This is a genomic window from Streptomyces panacea, from assembly GCF_040560175.1.
GTDB lineage: Bacteria > Actinomycetota > Actinomycetes > Streptomycetales > Streptomycetaceae > Streptomyces > Streptomyces panacea.
Genome location: NZ_JARJHW010000003.1, coordinates 72,763 through 89,587, shown reverse-complemented (window position 1 = coordinate 89,587; position 16,825 = coordinate 72,763). Strand labels below are relative to the sequence as shown.

Genomic DNA, 16,825 nt, shown 5'->3' with positions numbered 1-16,825 from the left:
GGGTCCGTCCTCAACCGCCGGACGGGCCGGACAAGTCCGCAGGCCCGCAAGCCCGCAGGCCCGCCCGGTCACACGGAACGGCGCGCGCCGGGAGGACAGGACCCGGGGCTTGTCGTTCGGGCCCTGCCGGGCCCGCAGTCCCGTGGGGACGTCGCCCGCCGCCGCGCCGGACGCCCGCGCTCCCGCCGGGGCGGGACCGCGGGTCACCGTCCGCGTCAGTCGCCGAGCCCCGCCCTCCGCAGCGCGTCGGCCATCGCGCTGTTCGCCGGTGCCGGCTTCGCCGGTGGCTGACGCCTCGCGCCGCCGCGGTCACCACCCCGGTCGCCGCCGCCCGACCCGCGCTGCTTGCCACCGCCGCCACCGCCACCGCGCCTCTGCTGCGGCGCCCGCTCGCCGTCACCGCCGCTCCCGCCCGCGGGAGCCTGGGCCTCGTCGTCCAGGCGCAGCGTCAGCGAGATCCGCTTGCGCGGGATGTCGACCTCCCGCACCTTCACCTTCACCACGTCACCCGGCTTCACGACATCGCGCGGGTCCTTCACGAACGTCTTCGACATCGCCGACACGTGCACCAGCCCGTCCTGGTGCACCCCGATGTCCACGAACGCGCCGAACGCCGCCACGTTCGTGACCACGCCCTCCAGCACCATCCCGGCGGTGAGATCGCCGATCTTCTCGACGCCGTCCTTGAACGTCGCCGTCTTGAACGCGGGTCGCGGGTCCCGCCCCGGCTTCTCCAGCTCGCGCAGGATGTCCGTGACCGTCGGCAGACCGAACGCGTCGCTGACGTAGTCGGCGGGCCGCATCGAGCGCAGCGCGCCCGCGTTGCCCATCAGGGTCGCGACCTCGCTGCCCGTCGTCTTCACCATCGCGCGGACGACCGGATACGCCTCCGGGTGGACGGACGACGCGTCCAGCGGATCGTCGCCGTCCCGGATCCGCAGGAAGCCCGCGCACTGCTCGTACGCCTTCGGGCCCAGCCGGGCCACGTCCTTCAGCGCGCGCCGCGAGCGGAAGGGGCCGTTGGAGTCCCGGTGGGAGACGATGTTCTCCGCGAGGCCGGCGCCGATGCCGGAGACCCGCGAGAGCAGCGGGGCGGACGCCGTGTTGACGTCGACTCCGACGCCGTTCACACAGTCCTCGACGACCGCGTCGAGCGAGCGCGAGAGCTTCACCTCGGACAGGTCGTGCTGGTACTGGCCGACGCCGATGGACTTCGGGTCGATCTTGACCAGCTCGGCGAGCGGGTCCTGGAGGCGCCTGGCGATCGAGACGGCGCCGCGGATCGACACGTCGAGGTCGGGCAGCTCCTGGGAGGCGAACGCGGAGGCGGAGTACACGGAGGCGCCCGCCTCCGAGACCATCACCTTGGTGAGCTTCAACTCCGGGTGTTTCGCGATTAGTTCGGTCGCCAGCTTGTCCGTCTCGCGGGACGCCGTACCGTTGCCGATGGCGATCAGGTCGACGGAGTGCGCGGCGCAGAGCCGCGCGAGCTTGGCCAGGGACTCGTCCCACTTGTTCGCCGGGACGTGCGGATAGATCGTGTCGATGCCGACGACCTTGCCCGTCGAGTCGACGACGGCGACCTTGACCCCCGTACGGAAGCCCGGGTCGAGCCCGAGCGTGGCGCGGGTCCCCGCGGGCGCGGCCAGCAGCAGATCGCGCAGGTTCGACGCGAAGACCCGTACCGCCTCGTCCTCGGCGGCCGTGCGCAGCCGAAGGCGCAGGTCGATGCCGAGGTGGACGAGGATCCGGGTGCGCCAGGCCCAACGGACCGTGTCGGCTAGCCACTTGTCGCCGGGCCGGCCGCGGTCCGCGACGCCGAAGCGGCGCGCGACCATGTTCTCGTACGCGCTCGGGCCCGGCAGCGCGTCGGCGTCGTCGGACTCCGGCTCCAGGCTGAGGTCCAGGACCTCCTCCTTCTCGCCCCGGAAGAGCGCGAGCATGCGGTGCGAGGGGAGCGCGGTGAAGCCTTCGGCGAAGTCGAAGTAGTCCGCGAACTTGGCGGCGGGGCCCTCCGTGGCGTTGCCCTTGCCCTCCCGGACCTTCGCCGTGAGCCGGCCGCGCGTCCACATGCGCTCCCTCAGCTCACCGATGAGATCGGCGTCCTCGGAGAAGCGCTCGGTGAGGATGGCGCGGGAGCCGTCCAGCGCGGCGGCGGCGTCCGCGACACCCTTCTCGGTGTCGACGAACGCCGCCGCGGCCGTCAGGGGGTCCACCGACGGATTGTTCAGCAGGCCCTCTGCCAGCGGTTCGAGGCCGGCCTCACGGGCGATCTGCGCCTTCGTGCGCCGCTTGGGCTTGAACGGCAGATAGATGTCCTCGAGCCGCGACTTGGTGTCGGCGGCCCGGATCCGCGCCTCCAGAGCCTCGTCCAGCTTGCCCTGTTCGCGTACGGACTCCAGGATCGCCGTCCGGCGGTCCTCAAGTTCGCGGAGGTAGCGCAACCGCTCTTCGAGCGTGCGCAACTGCGCGTCGTCGAGCATCTCGGTCGCTTCCTTGCGGTAGCGAGCGATGAACGGCACGGTCGACCCGCCGTCCAGCAGCTCGACGGCCGCCTTCACCTGCCGCTCGCGTACGCCGAGTTCCCCGGCGATCCTGCCTTCGATGGACGTCGTCACGTTCTCCCCGACTCGGCTCTCGTGCTGGCTGTGCTTGTGCCTGCATTGTGCCGGGTGGCCGGGGGCCGTGTCGCGCACCCTCTCGGACGGACGGGACCAAGAAGTCGTGGGGGACGCGGCCGTGTCAGGCGCGGCGGGCGCGACCGCCGCCGCGGGAGCCGCGCGAGGCGCCGCCGAACAGCTTGGCGACGAGCCGGAACGGCAGGGTGACCACGGTGGCGATGGCGCCACCGACGGCGCGAAGTGCATCTGCGATGGCACGCATGACGGAAACCTCCTGATAGACACGCGGGTCGGTCGTGCTGACCCGCACTCTCCGGTTTGCCGCTCAGCGCGCTCGCAAACGTCAGCGCTTCCCTATGAGGTCCGCCGGGAAGGCTCCGGCACCGGCCGCGGCCAGGAGGAATCCACCCGCCAGTTCGGTGAGGCGCTCCACCCCGTCGGCGCCCAGATGCTCGTACGGCGCGGTGTCCAGCCGGTCCGTGTGCTCCTCCAGGCCGGCGCGGAGCGAGGTCCCCGCCTCGGTCAGCTCGCCCGCGTCGTCCAGCAGCCCCCGCTCCCGCAGCCGCCCGGCCGCGGCGTCCCAGTCCGTACGGTGCCAGCCCCGCGTACCGAGCACCCAGCGCGGGGACATGCCCTTGCCGGTCGCCGTGTGGCTGACGAGCGCCTCGACCGGGTCGAGCCCGGCGGACAGCAGCGCGGTGAGGTGACCGTCGCCGCGGTGCTCCCGCAGCAGCGTCGCCGCGTGCCAGTAGACGAGGTGCGGCTGCTCGGGGACCGGCAGATCGGCGTGCGCGGCGTAGAGGGGCCGGGCGTGTCGGGTGCACGCCTCGGTGGCGCGCAGCGCGAGCCGGGCCGCCTCGGCCATCTCGTCGGACGCGACGGCCTCCTCACCGAGGACGCGCCGCAGGGTGGAGTCGACGGCGCGCAGCCGGGCGTCGAGCACGGTCTCGGGCGAGGCGACCCGCCATACGGCGGGGATGTGCCGGGCGACCAGCTCGTAGCTGAAGTTGTAGAAGGCGGCGGCGATCACGCCGGGCCCGACCGCGCCCATCGCGGCGCCGCGCCCGGCGAAGTAGGCGGCCCTCGGGTCGTCGACACCGACCCCGGCGAGTTCCTTGGCGAGGTCCGGGGAGAAGTAGACCGTCGAGTGGAGCGGATTGACGGCGTTGTGGCAGCGGCGTCCGGCGCGCGGGGCGAGAGTGGTCATGCCCGTACGTTACCGACTGGTCGGTACGGCCGAAAGCCCCGGTACCCGGCACGCCCCCGGAGGCCCCGCGGGCTCAGTCCCGCACCGTCCACCCGAACCGCGGCGTCCTGCGCTCCAGGAACGCCGCCACGCCCTCCGCCCGGTCCCCGCTGCCGCGCGCCTGCCCGTCCCAGTGGGCGTCCCGGTCCTCGCGGCCCGTCGCGTACTCCTTCGCCGCCGCCTGGGTGAGCTGCGAGCGCGCGGCCAGTACCCGGGTGAACTCGGCCACCCGCTTGCCCAGTTCACCCGGCGCGAGCACCTCGTCCACCAGGCCGACCCGCAGGGCCCGCTCGGTCTCGATCAACTCACCGGAGAACAACAGGTACTTGGCGGTCGACGGACCGACCAGGGAGACCAGCCGCCGGGTCGACGACGACCGGTAGACGACGCCGAGCTTCGCGGGCGTGATCCCGAACCGCGCGCCTTCCTCCGCGAACCGCAGGTCGCACGCGACCGCCAACTGGGCGCCGCCGCCCACGCAGTAGCCCCGTACGGCCGCCAGCGTCGGCTTGGGGAACGCGGCCAGCGCCTCCTCCGCCGCCACGCTGAGATCCTGTATCGCGTCGCCGGGCTCGCGCAGCGCCCCGATGTCGGCGCCCGCGCTGAAGGAGTCGCCGGCCCCGGTGAGCACCAGGGCGCGCACGGCGGGATCCGTCGCCATCCCGGCCAGCAGTCCGGGCAGCGCCCGCCACATCGACGGGGTCAGCGCGTTGCGCTTGGCGGGATGCGTGATGGTCACGGTGGCGACCCCGTCGGCGACGGCGGCGGTCAGCCGTGGCGGCGCGGGCTCGGTGGGCGTGCGCTCGGCGGGCGTGGGCTCCATGCGCCGGATGCTATCCGCGCACGGTGAACGGGTGATCACGAAGGGGCTGGAACACGACACGGTCGGTCAGCTGCCCAACAGGCTCGGACGAGCCCGGACACAATCCATCGATAGGCGCTGACTTCTGTTCAGTGCCATGGTCGGTCCCGCCTTGTTCCCAAGACTCGGTCCCCTGTGCACAGCGCGCCGGGAGCGCTGGGGAACCGAGGGTGGGTGCCGCGGAGATGGAGAGCCTCGGGAGTGTTCCGGGCAGACCGAAGCCGTACGAGGGGGTCTGGCGCTTCACGGCCCCGGCCGTGGAGATCTCCGTGCCCCAGGCCCGGCACGCCGTACGTGACCTGCTGGACCGGCAGGGCGCTCCGGCGTCCGAAGAGACCGTCCAGGGGCTGCTGCTCATCGTCTCGGAGCTGGTGACCAACGCCGTACGGCACGCGGCCCTGCTGTCGCCGGAGCTCGCGGTGGAGATCGCCATCGCCGCCGACTGGGTCCGGGTGTCCGTGGAGGACAACCACCCGTACCGGCCGAAGGCGCTGGAGCGGGACTACGCGCAGACCGGCGGGCGCGGTCTGCTGCTCGTACGGGAGATCACCCTGGAGGCGGGCGGCACCTGCGACGCCGAGCACACGGCGACCGGCGGGAAGATCGTCTGGGCGCTGCTCCCGCTGACGCCCGACGCCGTCGTGGTGCCCGCCCGGACCCCCGCGACGCGGGAGGAGCGGGAGGGCGCCGGCGGCCCCGTCACCAGCCCCCGGCCGGCCCCGTGAGTTCCTTGATCGCCGGACGCGCCGAGTCCAGCACGGTCATGAACCAGGCGGAGAACGTCGCCGACCGGTGCCGCTCGGCCAGCTCCGCCGGTGTGACGAACGCCGTGTCGCCGATCTCCGTCGGGTCCGGTCGCAGCGTCGTCTGCGCGAGTCCCACGAAGAGGTGGTTGTACTCCTGCTCGACCAGCCCGGACGCCGGGTCCGGGTGGTTGTAGCGGACCGTGCCCGCCTCGGCGAGCAGCGTGGGCGAGATGCCGAGCTCCTCGTACGTGCGCCGGGCGGCGGCGGCGAAGGGCGCCTCGTCCGGATACGGGTGCCCGCAGCAGGTGTTCGACCAGACGCCGGGGGAGTGGTACTTGCCGAGCGCGCGGCGCTGGATCAACAGCCTGCCCTGCTCGTCGAAGAGGAACACGGAGAACGCCCGGTGCAGCTGACCCGGTGCCTGATGTGCCGCGAGCTTCTCGGCCGTGCCGATGGTGTTGCCGTCCTCGTCGACCAGCTCCACCATGATCGCTTCTTGTACGCCGTTGGGCGAGCTGCTCGGGGCAGTGACAGGTGTGGTCGGCATAGCCATCCTTCGCTTCGGTCCTCGGCCCCCAAGTCTGCCGTACAAGAGCGTCTTGTCCGTACTTCCGCGAAACGGGCATGTCCGCCCCCGCGATGTGCTCCGCGGGGGCGGACAGGGTGTGTTACGTCCCGGCTCCCGCCGGGGTGGGGACCGTCACACCACCGGCTTCGCGTGCGCCCCTCCGGCGCTCTCCGACGGGGCCGGACGCAGGACGTAGCCGGTGTAGCCGTACTCCGTGCCGTGCTCGCGGCGCATCGCGATCTCCGCACGGGTCGCGGCGAGCGCCCGCGCCATGCCGGGCGCCCGCCCGTCGGCCGAGTCGGCCCGCGCGCCGAGCGGCCCGTAGTACTCGTCCCAGTCGCTCTCCGGCTGCCGGTACACCTCCCGCACGGTGTATCCGGCGGCGACGGCCGCCGCCGCGTTCTCCTCGGTCGTACGGAGCGCGTACTGCCCGTCCCAGAAGGCTCGCGCCTCGGCGCTCGGCTCGGCCTTCGTCCACTCGCACTCGGTGACGACGAGCGCGCCGCCGGGTGCGAGCAGCCGCCGCCAGCGGCCGAGGCCGTTGTCGAAGCCGATGGAGTAGATCGAGCTCTCCGCCCAGATCAGGTCGAACGAACCGTCCGGGTAGGGGAGTTCGGCCATGTCCGCCGTCTCCGCGCTGATCGATCCGGTGAGGCCGCGGGCGGCGGCACCGCGCCGCAGCTCGTCGAGGAACGGCTCGTGCAGATCGACGGCGGTCACCCGCGCGCCGGCCTCGGCGGCCAGCAGGAGCGACACCCGCCCGGGGCCGCAGCCCAGGTCGAGCGCGCGCGGGTTCGACGGCAGCGGTCCGGCGAAGGACAGCAGCCGCCGGGTGGTGGCGTCGGAGCCGGGACCCTGCCGCGGCAGACCGCGGTGCAGGGCGAAGAAGGCGTCGTGAACGTCGGAGTGGGCCGACGGGTCGTGTGTGTCGTTGTCGGACAACGTGAGAACCCTTTGGGTGAGGGGCTCCGGCCGACACGGGGCCGCTGTGGTGCGGACCGGTCAGCCGGTGGCCCGGAAGACGAGGAAGGACCGTGTGCCGCGCGCGGCGGCCTCCACTGCGACGGTCATCAACCTCAGCTCCTCTCACGACGGGGGAGACGCTGCCGTCTCCGGCCGGGACTCTAACAGGGGCCCGCACCGCGGGCCCATCCGAATTCCGGCCCCGGCGGCACCGCTCAGTGGCAGAGGTTCGCCTCGTGCTCGGCGTGACCGACCGGCTCCAGCTGGAAGGTGCAGTGCTCCACGTCGAAGTGGTCGCCGAGGCAGCCCTGCAGATCGTGGAGCATCTTCTCGTGCCCGACGCTGCTCAGCACGGACTGGCTCACCACCACGTGCGCCGAGAGCACCGGCATGCCCGAGGTGATCGTCCAGGCGTGCAGGTCGTGCACGTCCTCCACGCCGGGGAGCGCCACCATGTGCGCCCTGACCTCGGCCATGTCCACGCCCTTGGGCGCCGCCTCCAGCAGCACGTTCAGCGTCTCGCGCAGCAGCTTCACCGTCCGGGGGACGATCATCAGACCGATCACCAGGGACGCGATCGGGTCGGCCGCCTGCCAGCCGGTGGTCAGGATGACCGTCGCCGAGATCAGGACGGCGACCGAGCCGAGCGTGTCGGCCAGCACTTCCAGATACGCGCCGCGCACATTGAGGCTCTCCTTCTGCCCGCGCATCAGCAGGGAGAGGGAGATCAGGTTGGCGACCATGCCGACGGCCGCGAAGATGATCGTGAGCCCGCCGTTGGTGTCGGCGGGGGTGATGAAGCGCTCGACCGCCTCGAAGAGCAGGAAGCCTCCGACGCCGAGCAGCAGCAGACAGTTGGCGAGCGCGGCCAGGATCTCGGCGCGGGCGAGGCCGAACGTGCGGTTCCCGGTCGGCGGCCGGTTCGCGAAGTGGACCGCGAGCAGCGCCAGGGCCAGACCGACGGCGTCCGTCGCCATGTGAGCGGCGTCGGCGATCAGGGCCAGGGAGTCGGACGCGATGCCACCGATGATCTCCATGACCATGACGGACAGGGTGATCCCCAGCGCGATCCGCAGCCGCCCCTTGTACGCGGCGGTCGCGGTCCCCGGCGGCGCACCGCCGTGCGTGTGCCCGTGATCGTGCCCAGCCCCCATGAGGTTGCCTCCCGGTCAGTTCCGTCGTGCCGACGCGGCCCAGTGAACTACGGGTGGGGGGTATCGAGCAACACGGGACTGAACACCGTTGTCATTCCCTCTGACCTGCGGGAACGCCCGCAGGTCAGCGAAGTGACAAGATCTTTTACGGGTCAGTCGGCGGGCAGCTCGGGGTGGCGCAGCCGCCAGCCCTCCCACGCCGATTCGACCATCTCGCGTACCCCGCGCCGGGCCGTCCAGCCCAGGTCCGTGGTGATCGCGTCGATCGACGCGACGGCCTTCGCAGCGTCGCCCGCCCGGCGCGGCTCGACGACCGGGGGAGTCGTACGGCCGGTGACCTCCGCCACCAGATCCGCGAGTTCACGCACCGACACCCCCTCACCGCGCCCGATGTTGTACGTCAGGTCCCCGGGCACCTCCCGCGCGGCCAGCCGCCGGGCCACCGCGAGATGGGCGTCGGCGAGATCCGCGACGTGGATGTAGTCCCGTACGCAGGTGCCGTCCGGCGTCGGATAGTCCGCGCCGAAGATCCGCATCGGCTCACCGCGGGTGATCCGGTCGAAGAACATCGGGATGATGTTGAACACCCCGGTGTCCGCCAGCTCGGGGCGCGCCGCACCCGCCACGTTGAAGTAGCGCAGACACGCGGTGGACAGTGAGTGGGCCCGCCCGGTGGCGCGTACCAGCCACTCGCCCGTGAGCTTCGTCTCGCCGTACGGGTTGATCGGCACGGCGGGGGTCCGCTCGGTGATCAGCTCCACATCGGGCACGCCGTACACGGCGGCCGACGACGAGAACAGGAACCGCTCGACCCCCGCGTCGACCACGGCCTCCAGCAGCACGGTGAGACCGTGCACATTCTCCCGGTAGTAGGCGAGCGGCCGCTCGACCGATTCGCCGACCTGCTTCTTGGCGGCGAGATGCACCACACCGGTCACGGCGTGGTCGGCCAGCGCCCGGTCGACGACCTCCCGGTCGAGCAACGAGCCCCGCACCAGGGGGATTTCGGCGGGCAGCCGGTCCGCGACGCCGGACGAGACGTTGTCGAGGACGACAACCCGTTCACCCGCCTCCGTCATGGACCGCGCCACATGCGCCCCGATGTACCCCGCTCCACCTGTGATCAGCCAAGTCATGCCGTCACCATAGAGCCTGCCGCGAGACGGCCCCGGTGGTCGTACGGTTACCGGACGTTCACCTGGCGGTCGCGGCTTCGACGGTGCAGACCATGTGGAGTCGGATATGTCTAACGGGACCCGCGCGGGTCCCTGACGGCCACGGTTTGTGAGGCGGGGCACCCATCGACAATGATGATCTCCCGGCGGGTCGGAATTGGCCCGGCTCATGGCGTCCGGGGCGTGAACGGGCAGTGAACTCGGTCTTCCGTTCATCCGATAGCCTCTGCCGACATGCCGCCGACCCGGATCCCGGGCAGAGCCGCCGCGCGGCCGCCCGCAGTGTCAAGGAGTGAATTCGTCTGTCGACCGCCATCCTCACCGGTACGCCGGTACCCGGATCGCCGCTCGAAGGCGATCTGCGGTCGCTGGGATTCGAAGTGCGCACCGCGCCCGACGCGGCGGCGGCCCTCGGCCTGCTCGCCTCGGCGCCCGCCGCGGACCGCGTCGCCCTCGTGGACCAGCGCTTCGTCGGTCATCTCCACGCCCTTCGGCTGGCGTTGACGGACCCCCGGTTCCCGGCGGCGGCCGTCACCGGCGCGCTGACCGCTCAACCCGAGGTGCGCGCCGCGCTGTCCGTGGCGCTGGCCACCGTGACCGACGGCACCGCCGCGGACCGTAAGGACGCCCCCGCCGTACGGACCGGTGGCGCCGGCCTCGTGACCGAGGCCGACCAGCCCGTCACGCACACCGCGTCCGCCACCGGGCCCGCCGCCTCCGAACTCCCGCTCGCCGACCGGGTGAGCGCCGCGCTCGAAACCGACGGCACCGCCGTACAGCACCCCGAACTCGGCTCGCTCGTCGCCGCCGTCCCCGCCGGGCAGGCCGACCGCGAACAGGCGCTCGCCGCCGTCGCGGCCGTCGACGACGAGGCCGTACGGCTGCGCTCCGCCGTGAAGGCGCGTGACGGTTTCTTCACCACCTTCTGCATCAGCCCCTACTCCCGCTACCTCGCCCGCTGGTGCGCCCGGCGCGGACTGACGCCCAACCAGGTCACCACCGCGTCCCTGCTCACCGCCCTCGTCGCGGCGGGCTGCGCGGCCACCGGCACCCGCGGCGGCTATGTCGCGGCCGGACTGCTGCTGCTCTTCTCCTTCGTCCTCGACTGCACCGACGGACAGCTCGCCCGCTACTCGTTGCAGTACTCGACGATGGGCGCCTGGCTGGACGCGACCTTCGACCGGGCCAAGGAGTACGCGTACTACGCGGGTCTCGCGCTCGGCGCGGCCCGCGGCGGCGAGGACGTGTGGGCACTCGCGCTCGCCGCGATGGTCCTCCAGTCCGTACGCCACTTCGTGGACTTCTCCTTCAACGAGGCCAACGCCGACAGCACCGCCGCGACGGTCAACGGCAAGGCCGTCGTCGGCACCCCCACCACCGCGCTCTCCAGCAGGCTCGACAGCGTCGGCTGGACCGTCTGGGTACGCCGGATGATCGTCCTGCCCATCGGCGAGCGCTGGGCGATGATCGCCGTCCTCACCGCCGTCACCACGCCCCGGATCGTCTTCTGGGCGCTGCTCGTCGGCTGCGGCTTCGCCGCCTGCTACACCACCGCCGGTCGCGTCCTGCGCTCGGTGACCCGCAGGGCCGTCCGCACCGACCGGGCCGCCCAGGCGCTCGCCGACCTCGCCGACACGGGACCGCTCGCCGAGCTGGTCGCCCGCGCGGCGCGGCGCCCGGCCCGCGCGCTGCCCGGCGTGCTGCCGCTCCTGATCGCCGTCGCGGGCGGCGCCGCCGCCGTCGCCATGGCCGCCTTCGGCCCGCTCGGCAGCCCCGTACTCGTCCTCGGCGCCCTGATCTACGTCGTGACCTCAGGGATCGCCGTCGCCCACCGCATGGGCGGCCCGCTCGACTGGCTCGTCCCGCCGGTCTTCCGGGCGACCGAGTACAGCGCCGTCCTGATCTTCGCGGCCCGCGCCGACGTCCCCGGCGCCCTGCCCGCGGCGTTCGGGCTGGTCGCGGCAGTCGCCTACCATCACTACGACACGGTGTACCGCATCCGTGGCGGCGCCGGAGCCCCGCCCCACGGGCTGGTCCGGGCACTCGGCGGACACGAGGGCCGCACGCTGCTCGTCGCCGCGTTCGCCGCCTTCTCCACGGCCGCGGCCGACCTCCCGCCGGAACTGACGGTGATCGCCGTCCTCGTCGCCGTGATCGCGCTCGCGGAGTCCATCCGGTTCTGGGTGTCCGCCGGAGCCCCCGCCGTACACGACGAAGGAGAAACCGCATGATCGGCCTCGTACTGGCGGCAGGTGCCGGAAGGCGCCTGCGCCCCTACACCGACACGCTTCCCAAGGCCCTCGTGCCCGTGGACGGCGACACGACCGTCCTCGACCTGACGCTCGGCAACTTCGCGGAGATCGGCCTCACCGAGGCCGCGATCGTCGTCGGCTACCGCAAGGAGGCCGTGTACGAGCGCAAGGCGGCCCTGGAGGCGAAGTACGGCCTCACCCTCACCCTCGTCGACAACGACAAGGCCGAGGAGTGGAACAACGCCTACTCCCTCTGGTGCGCCCGTGACGTCATCAAGCGCGGCGTGATCCTCGCCAACGGCGACACCGTCCACCCCGTCTCCGTCGAGCGCACACTGCTCGCCGCCCGCGGCGAGGGCCGGAAGATCATCCTCGCCCTCGACGAGGTGAAGCAGCTCGCCGACGAGGAGATGAAGGTCATCACCGAGCCGGACAAGGGCGTACGGCGCATCACGAAGCTGATGGACCCCGCCACCGCCACCGGCGAGTACATCGGCGTCACCCTCATCGAGCCCGAGGCCGCCGACGAACTCGCCGACGCGCTCCGGACCACCTTCGAGCGCGACCCCGACCTCTACTACGAGGACGGCTACCAGGAACTCGTGAACAGAGGCTTCACCATCGACGTCGCCCCCATCGGCGACATCCCCTGGGTGGAGATCGACAACCACGACGACCTCGCGAAGGGCCGTGTCATCGCGTGCCAGTACTGACCCGACTCATCCCGTCCCCGGTCGTCGTCGACATCACCCGCGGCGCCATGGACGATCTGGCCGGCCTCCTCGCCGACCAGCGGATCTCCGCGTCCGGCAAGCTCGCCATCGCGATCAGCGGCGGCTCGGGGCAGGCGCTGCGCGAGAAGCTGTCGCCGGTACTGCCCGGCGCCGCCTGGTACCCGGTCGCCGACGGCACGATCGACTCCGCCGTCAAGCTCGCCGACGACATCAAGGGCAAGCGGTACGACGCGGTGGTCGGCCTCGGCGGTGGCAAGATCATCGATGTGGCGAAGTACGCCGCCGCCCGCGTCGGCCTGCCGATGGTCTCCGTCGCCACCAACCTCGCCCACGACGGCCTGTGTTCACCGGTCGCCACCCTGGACAACGACAACGGCCGCGGCTCCTACGGCGTGCCGATGCCGATCGCGATGGTCATCGACCTCGATGTCGTACGGGAGGCCCCGGCCCGCTTCGTACGCTCCGGAATCGGCGACGCCATCTCCAACCTCTCGGCCATCGCTGACTGGGAGCTGTCCCACGAGGTCAACGGCGAGCCCATCGACGGACTGGCCGCCGCCATGGCCCGTACCGCCGGCGAGTCCGTCCTGCGCCACCCCGGCACCGTCGGCGACGACGAATTCCTCACCGTGCTGTCCGAGGCGCTCGTCCTGTCCGGCATCGCCATCTCGATCAGCGGCGACACCCGCCCGTCGTCCGGCGCCTGCCACGAGATCAGCCACGCCTTCGACCTGCTCTTCCCCAAGCGGGCCGCCAGCCACGGCGAGCAGGTCGGCATCGGCGCCGCCTTCGCGATGTATCTGCGCGGCGCCCACGAGCAGTCGCGGCTCTTCGCGGAGGTGCTGCGCAGACACGAACTGCCCGTGCTGCCCGCCGAGATCGGCTTCACCACCGACGAGTTCGTCCAGGCCGTCGAGTACGCGCCGCAGACCCGGCCGGGCCGCTTCACGATCCTCGAACACCTCGACCTGTCCACCGACCAGATCAGGGACGCGTACGCCGACTATGCCAAGACCATCAGTAGCTGAACTCCGTCCGGTCGTTCACCCCCCGGGCGTCAAGGACCGGCGGAGCGGCGAGCACTGGGGCGGCCGGCTCTACATGCGCGAGATCTCCCTGCGCGTCGACCGGTACCTGGTGAACACGAGCGTCACGCCCAACCAGGTCACCTACGTGATGACCGTCGCCGGCGCCCTCGCCCTGCCCGCCCTCCTGGTGCCGGGCATCGCGGGCGCGGTGCTCGGCGTGCTCGCGGTCCAGCTCTATCTGCTGCTGGACTGCGTCGACGGCGAGCTCGCCCGCTGGAAGAAGCAGTACTCGATGACCGGGGTCTATCTGGACCGCGTCGCCGCCTACCTGTGCGACGCCGCCGTTCTGGTCGGCTTCGGACTGCGCGCCGCCGACCTGTGGGGCACCGGACGGATCGACTGGCTGTGGGCCTTCCTCGGTACCCTCGCCGCCCTCGGCGCCATCATGATCAAGGCCGAGACCGACCTGGTCGGCGTCGCCCGCCACCAGCAGGGCCTGGCCCCGGTCAAGGAGGCGGCCTCCGAGCCGCGCTCCTCCGGAATGGCGCTGGCCCGCAGGGCCGCCGGGGCGCTGAAGTTCCACCGGCTCATCCTCGGTATCGAGGCGTCCCTGCTGATCCTGGTCCTGGCGATCCTGGACACCGTCCGGGACGACCTGTTCTTCTCCCGGCTCGGCGTCGCCGTCCTGGCCGGAATCGCCGTCGTGCAGACGCTGCTGCACCTCGTGTCGATCCTCGCGTCCAGCAGGCTGAGGTGAGTGACATGCGTCTCGGTGCGGTGATCATCACCATGGGCAACCGCCCCGAAGACCTGCGCGCCCTCATCGACTCCGTCGCCAAACAGGACGGCGACCCGATCGACGTCGTGGTCGTCGGCAACGGCGCCCCGGTCGGCGACGTGCCCCACGGCGTACGGACCGTCGAGCTGCCCGAGAACCTCGGCATCCCCGGTGGCCGCAACGTCGGCATCGAGGCCTTCGGCCCCTCCGGCGGCGACGTGGACGTCCTGCTCTTCCTCGACGACGACGGGCTGCTGCCCGGCACCGACACCGCCGAACTGGTCCGCGAGGCGTTCGCCGCCGACCCGGTCCTCGGCATCGTCAGCTTCCGGATCGCCGACCCCGACACGGGCCTCACCCAGCGCCGCCACGTCCCCCGGCTGCGCGCCTCCGACCCGCTGCGGTCCTCCCGTGTGACGACCTTCCTGGGCGGCGCCAACGCCGTCCGTACGAAGGTCCTCGCCGAGGTCGGCGCCCTGCCCGGCGACTTCTTCTACGCCCACGAGGAGACCGACCTCGCCTGGCGGGCCCTGGACGCCGGCTGGATGATCGACTACCGCGCGGACATGGTCCTCCTCCACCCCACGATGCCGCCGTCACGGCACGCGGTCTACCACCGCATGGTGGCCCGCAACCGGGTCTGGCTGGCGCGCCGCAACCTGCCCGCGCCCGTCGTCCCCGTCTATCTCGGCGTCTGGATCCTGCTCACCCTCGCCCGCCGTCCCACCGTCCCCGCGCTCAAGGCATGGTTCGGCGGTTTCCGGGAAGGCTGGGCGACTCCGTGCGGTCCCCGCAGGCCCATGAAGTGGCGTACGGTGTGGCGGCTGACCCGACTGGGCCGACCGCCTGTCATCTGACAGGCTCGGTTCTGAGAGCATCGAGGTCTACCTCCGGGTCCCGGCCGTCCACGCCTGTGCCCGACCGGCTGCGCATCTTGAACACGAAAGTTTCAACTTGTGAGTGACACAACCCATGAGGGCGCGATCGCCATGAGCGCGCCGCCGTCTCCCGACGACGGTCTGTCCTCGACCGAACTGGCCGCCAAGTACGGCCTGTCGGTGAGCGGTGCCCGTCCGGGACTGGCCGAGTACATCCGCAAGCTGTGGGGCCGGCGCCACTTCATCTTCGCTTTCTCCCAGGCGAAGCTGACGGCCCAGTACAGCCAGGCGAAGCTCGGCCAGCTCTGGCAGGTGGCGACCCCGCTGCTCAACGCCTTCGTCTATTTCTTGATCTTCGGCCTGATCCTGAACGCCGGCCGCGGGATGGAGATCCGCGTCTACATCCCGTTCCTGGTGACGGGCGTGTTCGTGTTCGCCTTCACACAGACCTCCGTGATGGCGGGCGTGAAGTCGATCTCGGGCAACCTCGGGCTGGTGCGGGCCCTGCACTTCCCCCGCGCCTCGCTGCCGATCTCCTTCGCGCTCCAGCAGCTCCAGCAGCTGATGTTCTCGATGATCGTGCTGCTGGTCGTGGTGGTCGCCTTCGGCAGCCTGCCGGGCCTGTCGTGGCTGCTGGTGCTGCCCGTCCTGGTGCTCCAGTTCTTCTTCAACACCGGTCTGGCGCTGATCATGGCGCGGCTGGGCAGCAAGACGCCCGACCTCGCCCAGCTCATGCCGTTCATCATGCGGACCTGGATGTACGCGTCCGGCGTGATGTTCTCCATCCCGCTGATGCTCGCCAACAAGCCGGACTGGCCGAGCTGGATCGTCGACGTCCTCCAGTACAACCCGGCCGCCATTTACATGGACCTCATCCGCTTCGCGCTGATCGACGGTTACGGCTCCGAGAACCTGCCCCAGCACGTATGGGCATCGGGTCTCGCCTGGTCGCTCCTCGTCGGCATCGCGGGCTTTGTGTACTTCTGGAAGGCTGAGGAACGATACGGCCGTGGCTGACCTCAACGAGCAGGGACGCGTCCCCACCGTCATCGCCGACGACGTGCACATCGTGTACCGCGTCAACGGCGGCGGCGGTGGCAAGGGCAACGCCACCGCGGCACTGAGCCGCATACTCAGGCGCGACAAGGGCGAGTCGCGCGGAGTCCGTAAGGTGCACGCGGTCCGGGGGGTCAGCTTCACCTCGTACCGAGGTGAGGCGATCGGCCTGATCGGCACCAACGGCTCCGGCAAATCGACCCTGCTGCGCGCCATCGCGGGGCTGCTGCCCACCGAGCACGGCAAGGTCTTCACCGACGGCCAGCCCTCGCTGCTGGGCGTCAACGCCGCGCTGATGAACGACCTCACCGGCGAGCGCAACGTCATCCTCGGCGGTCTCGCCATGGGCATGACGCGCGAGCAGGTGCGGGAGCGGTACCAGTCCATCGTCGACTTCTCCGGCATCAACGAGAAGGGCGACTTCATCACTCTGCCGATGCGGACCTACTCCTCCGGCATGGCGGCCCGGCTCCGCTTCTCCATCGCGGCGGCCAAGGACCACGACGTCCTCATGATCGACGAGGCGCTGGCCACCGGTGACCGCAAGTTCCAGATCCGCTCCGAGGCGCGGATCCGCGAGCTGCGCAAGGAGGCCGGCACGGTCTTCCTGGTCAGCCACAGCAACAAGTCGATCAGGGACACCTGCGACCGGGTGCTGTGGCTGGAGAAGGGCGAGCTGCTGATGGACGGCCCGACGGACGAGGTGCTCAAGGCGTACGAGAAGGAGACCGGCAAGTAGCCGGATCCTCGGCGGAGTTCGAGCC

Annotated in this window: 15 protein-coding genes and 1 pseudogene; 8 read left to right on the top strand and 8 right to left on the bottom strand. The window is 71.4% G+C overall.

Annotated features, from left to right (window positions below; genetic code table 11):
* Positions 1–215: 215 nt before the first annotated feature.
* The 4 genes from P3L51_RS01850 to P3L51_RS01835 form a co-directional block, all read right to left on the bottom strand.
* On the bottom strand, positions 216–2,618 hold the full coding sequence (locus tag P3L51_RS01850) for a Tex family protein (RefSeq protein ID WP_354603206.1): 2,403 nt from the start codon (positions 2,616–2,618) through the stop codon (positions 216–218).
* Positions 2,619–2,742: 124 nt separating this feature from the next.
* Positions 2,743–2,883 (bottom strand): LPFR motif small protein, encoded by a 141-nt coding sequence (locus P3L51_RS01845; protein ID WP_354603205.1) that lies wholly within the window; start codon positions 2,881–2,883, stop codon positions 2,743–2,745.
* 81 nt (positions 2,884–2,964) lie between these two features.
* A complete protein-coding gene (locus tag P3L51_RS01840; protein WP_354603204.1) occupies positions 2,965–3,828 on the bottom strand; it encodes an SCO6745 family protein in 864 nt (287 codons plus the stop codon).
* Between the two features lie 73 nt (positions 3,829–3,901).
* Positions 3,902–4,690 (bottom strand): enoyl-CoA hydratase/isomerase family protein, encoded by a 789-nt coding sequence (locus P3L51_RS01835; RefSeq protein WP_354603203.1) that lies wholly within the window; start codon positions 4,688–4,690, stop codon positions 3,902–3,904.
* Between the two features lie 224 nt (positions 4,691–4,914).
* Here P3L51_RS01835 and P3L51_RS01830 point away from each other — a divergent pair, with 224 nt between their 5' ends.
* Complete coding sequence (locus P3L51_RS01830) at positions 4,915–5,454, top strand: ATP-binding protein (protein WP_354603243.1); 540 nt, start codon at positions 4,915–4,917, stop codon at positions 5,452–5,454.
* Here P3L51_RS01830 and idi read toward each other — a convergent pair.
* The 4 genes and pseudogenes from idi to galE form a co-directional block, all read right to left on the bottom strand.
* The gene (gene idi / locus P3L51_RS01825; protein ID WP_354603202.1) at positions 5,429–6,022 is read right to left on the bottom strand and encodes an isopentenyl-diphosphate Delta-isomerase; all 594 of its coding nucleotides are present in this window, start codon (positions 6,020–6,022) and stop codon (positions 5,429–5,431) included. The genes P3L51_RS01830 and idi overlap by 26 nt on opposite strands.
* 198 nt (positions 6,023–6,220) lie before the next feature.
* A pseudogene (locus P3L51_RS01820) lies at positions 6,221–6,985 on the bottom strand (SAM-dependent methyltransferase); the annotation flags it as partial.
* Between the two features lie 236 nt (positions 6,986–7,221).
* A complete protein-coding gene (locus P3L51_RS01815) occupies positions 7,222–8,160 on the bottom strand; it encodes a cation diffusion facilitator family transporter (RefSeq protein ID WP_354603201.1) in 939 nt (312 codons plus the stop codon).
* 152 nt (positions 8,161–8,312) lie between these two features.
* A complete protein-coding gene (gene galE, locus P3L51_RS01810) occupies positions 8,313–9,296 on the bottom strand; it encodes a UDP-glucose 4-epimerase GalE (RefSeq protein WP_354603200.1) in 984 nt (327 codons plus the stop codon).
* 341 nt (positions 9,297–9,637) lie between these two features.
* Here galE and P3L51_RS01805 point away from each other — a divergent pair, with 341 nt between their 5' ends.
* The 7 genes from P3L51_RS01805 to P3L51_RS01775 all read left to right on the top strand — a co-directional run bounded on the left by P3L51_RS01805 (position 9,638) and on the right by P3L51_RS01775 (position 16,800).
* Positions 9,638–11,566 (top strand): DUF5941 domain-containing protein, encoded by a 1,929-nt coding sequence (locus P3L51_RS01805; protein ID WP_354603242.1) that lies wholly within the window; start codon positions 9,638–9,640, stop codon positions 11,564–11,566.
* The gene (locus tag P3L51_RS01800; RefSeq protein ID WP_354603199.1) at positions 11,563–12,300 is read left to right on the top strand and encodes a phosphocholine cytidylyltransferase family protein; all 738 of its coding nucleotides are present in this window, start codon (positions 11,563–11,565) and stop codon (positions 12,298–12,300) included. The genes P3L51_RS01805 and P3L51_RS01800 overlap by 4 nt, the downstream gene beginning before the upstream one ends.
* A complete protein-coding gene (locus tag P3L51_RS01795) occupies positions 12,288–13,349 on the top strand; it encodes an iron-containing alcohol dehydrogenase family protein (protein ID WP_354603198.1) in 1,062 nt (353 codons plus the stop codon). The genes P3L51_RS01800 and P3L51_RS01795 overlap by 13 nt, the downstream gene beginning before the upstream one ends.
* The gene (locus P3L51_RS01790) at positions 13,327–14,106 is read left to right on the top strand and encodes a CDP-alcohol phosphatidyltransferase family protein (protein WP_354603197.1); all 780 of its coding nucleotides are present in this window, start codon (positions 13,327–13,329) and stop codon (positions 14,104–14,106) included. The genes P3L51_RS01795 and P3L51_RS01790 overlap by 23 nt, the downstream gene beginning before the upstream one ends.
* Before the next feature lie 5 nt (positions 14,107–14,111).
* Positions 14,112–14,984: a glycosyltransferase family 2 protein gene (locus P3L51_RS01785; RefSeq protein WP_354603196.1), complete on the top strand. Its 873-nt coding sequence runs from the start codon at positions 14,112–14,114 to the stop codon at positions 14,982–14,984.
* 99 nt (positions 14,985–15,083) lie between these two features.
* On the top strand, positions 15,084–16,022 hold the full coding sequence (locus P3L51_RS01780; RefSeq protein WP_354603195.1) for an ABC transporter permease: 939 nt from the start codon (positions 15,084–15,086) through the stop codon (positions 16,020–16,022).
* Positions 16,015–16,800: an ABC transporter ATP-binding protein gene (locus P3L51_RS01775; protein WP_354603194.1), complete on the top strand. Its 786-nt coding sequence runs from the start codon at positions 16,015–16,017 to the stop codon at positions 16,798–16,800. The genes P3L51_RS01780 and P3L51_RS01775 overlap by 8 nt, the downstream gene beginning before the upstream one ends.
* Positions 16,801–16,825 lie beyond the last annotated feature (25 nt).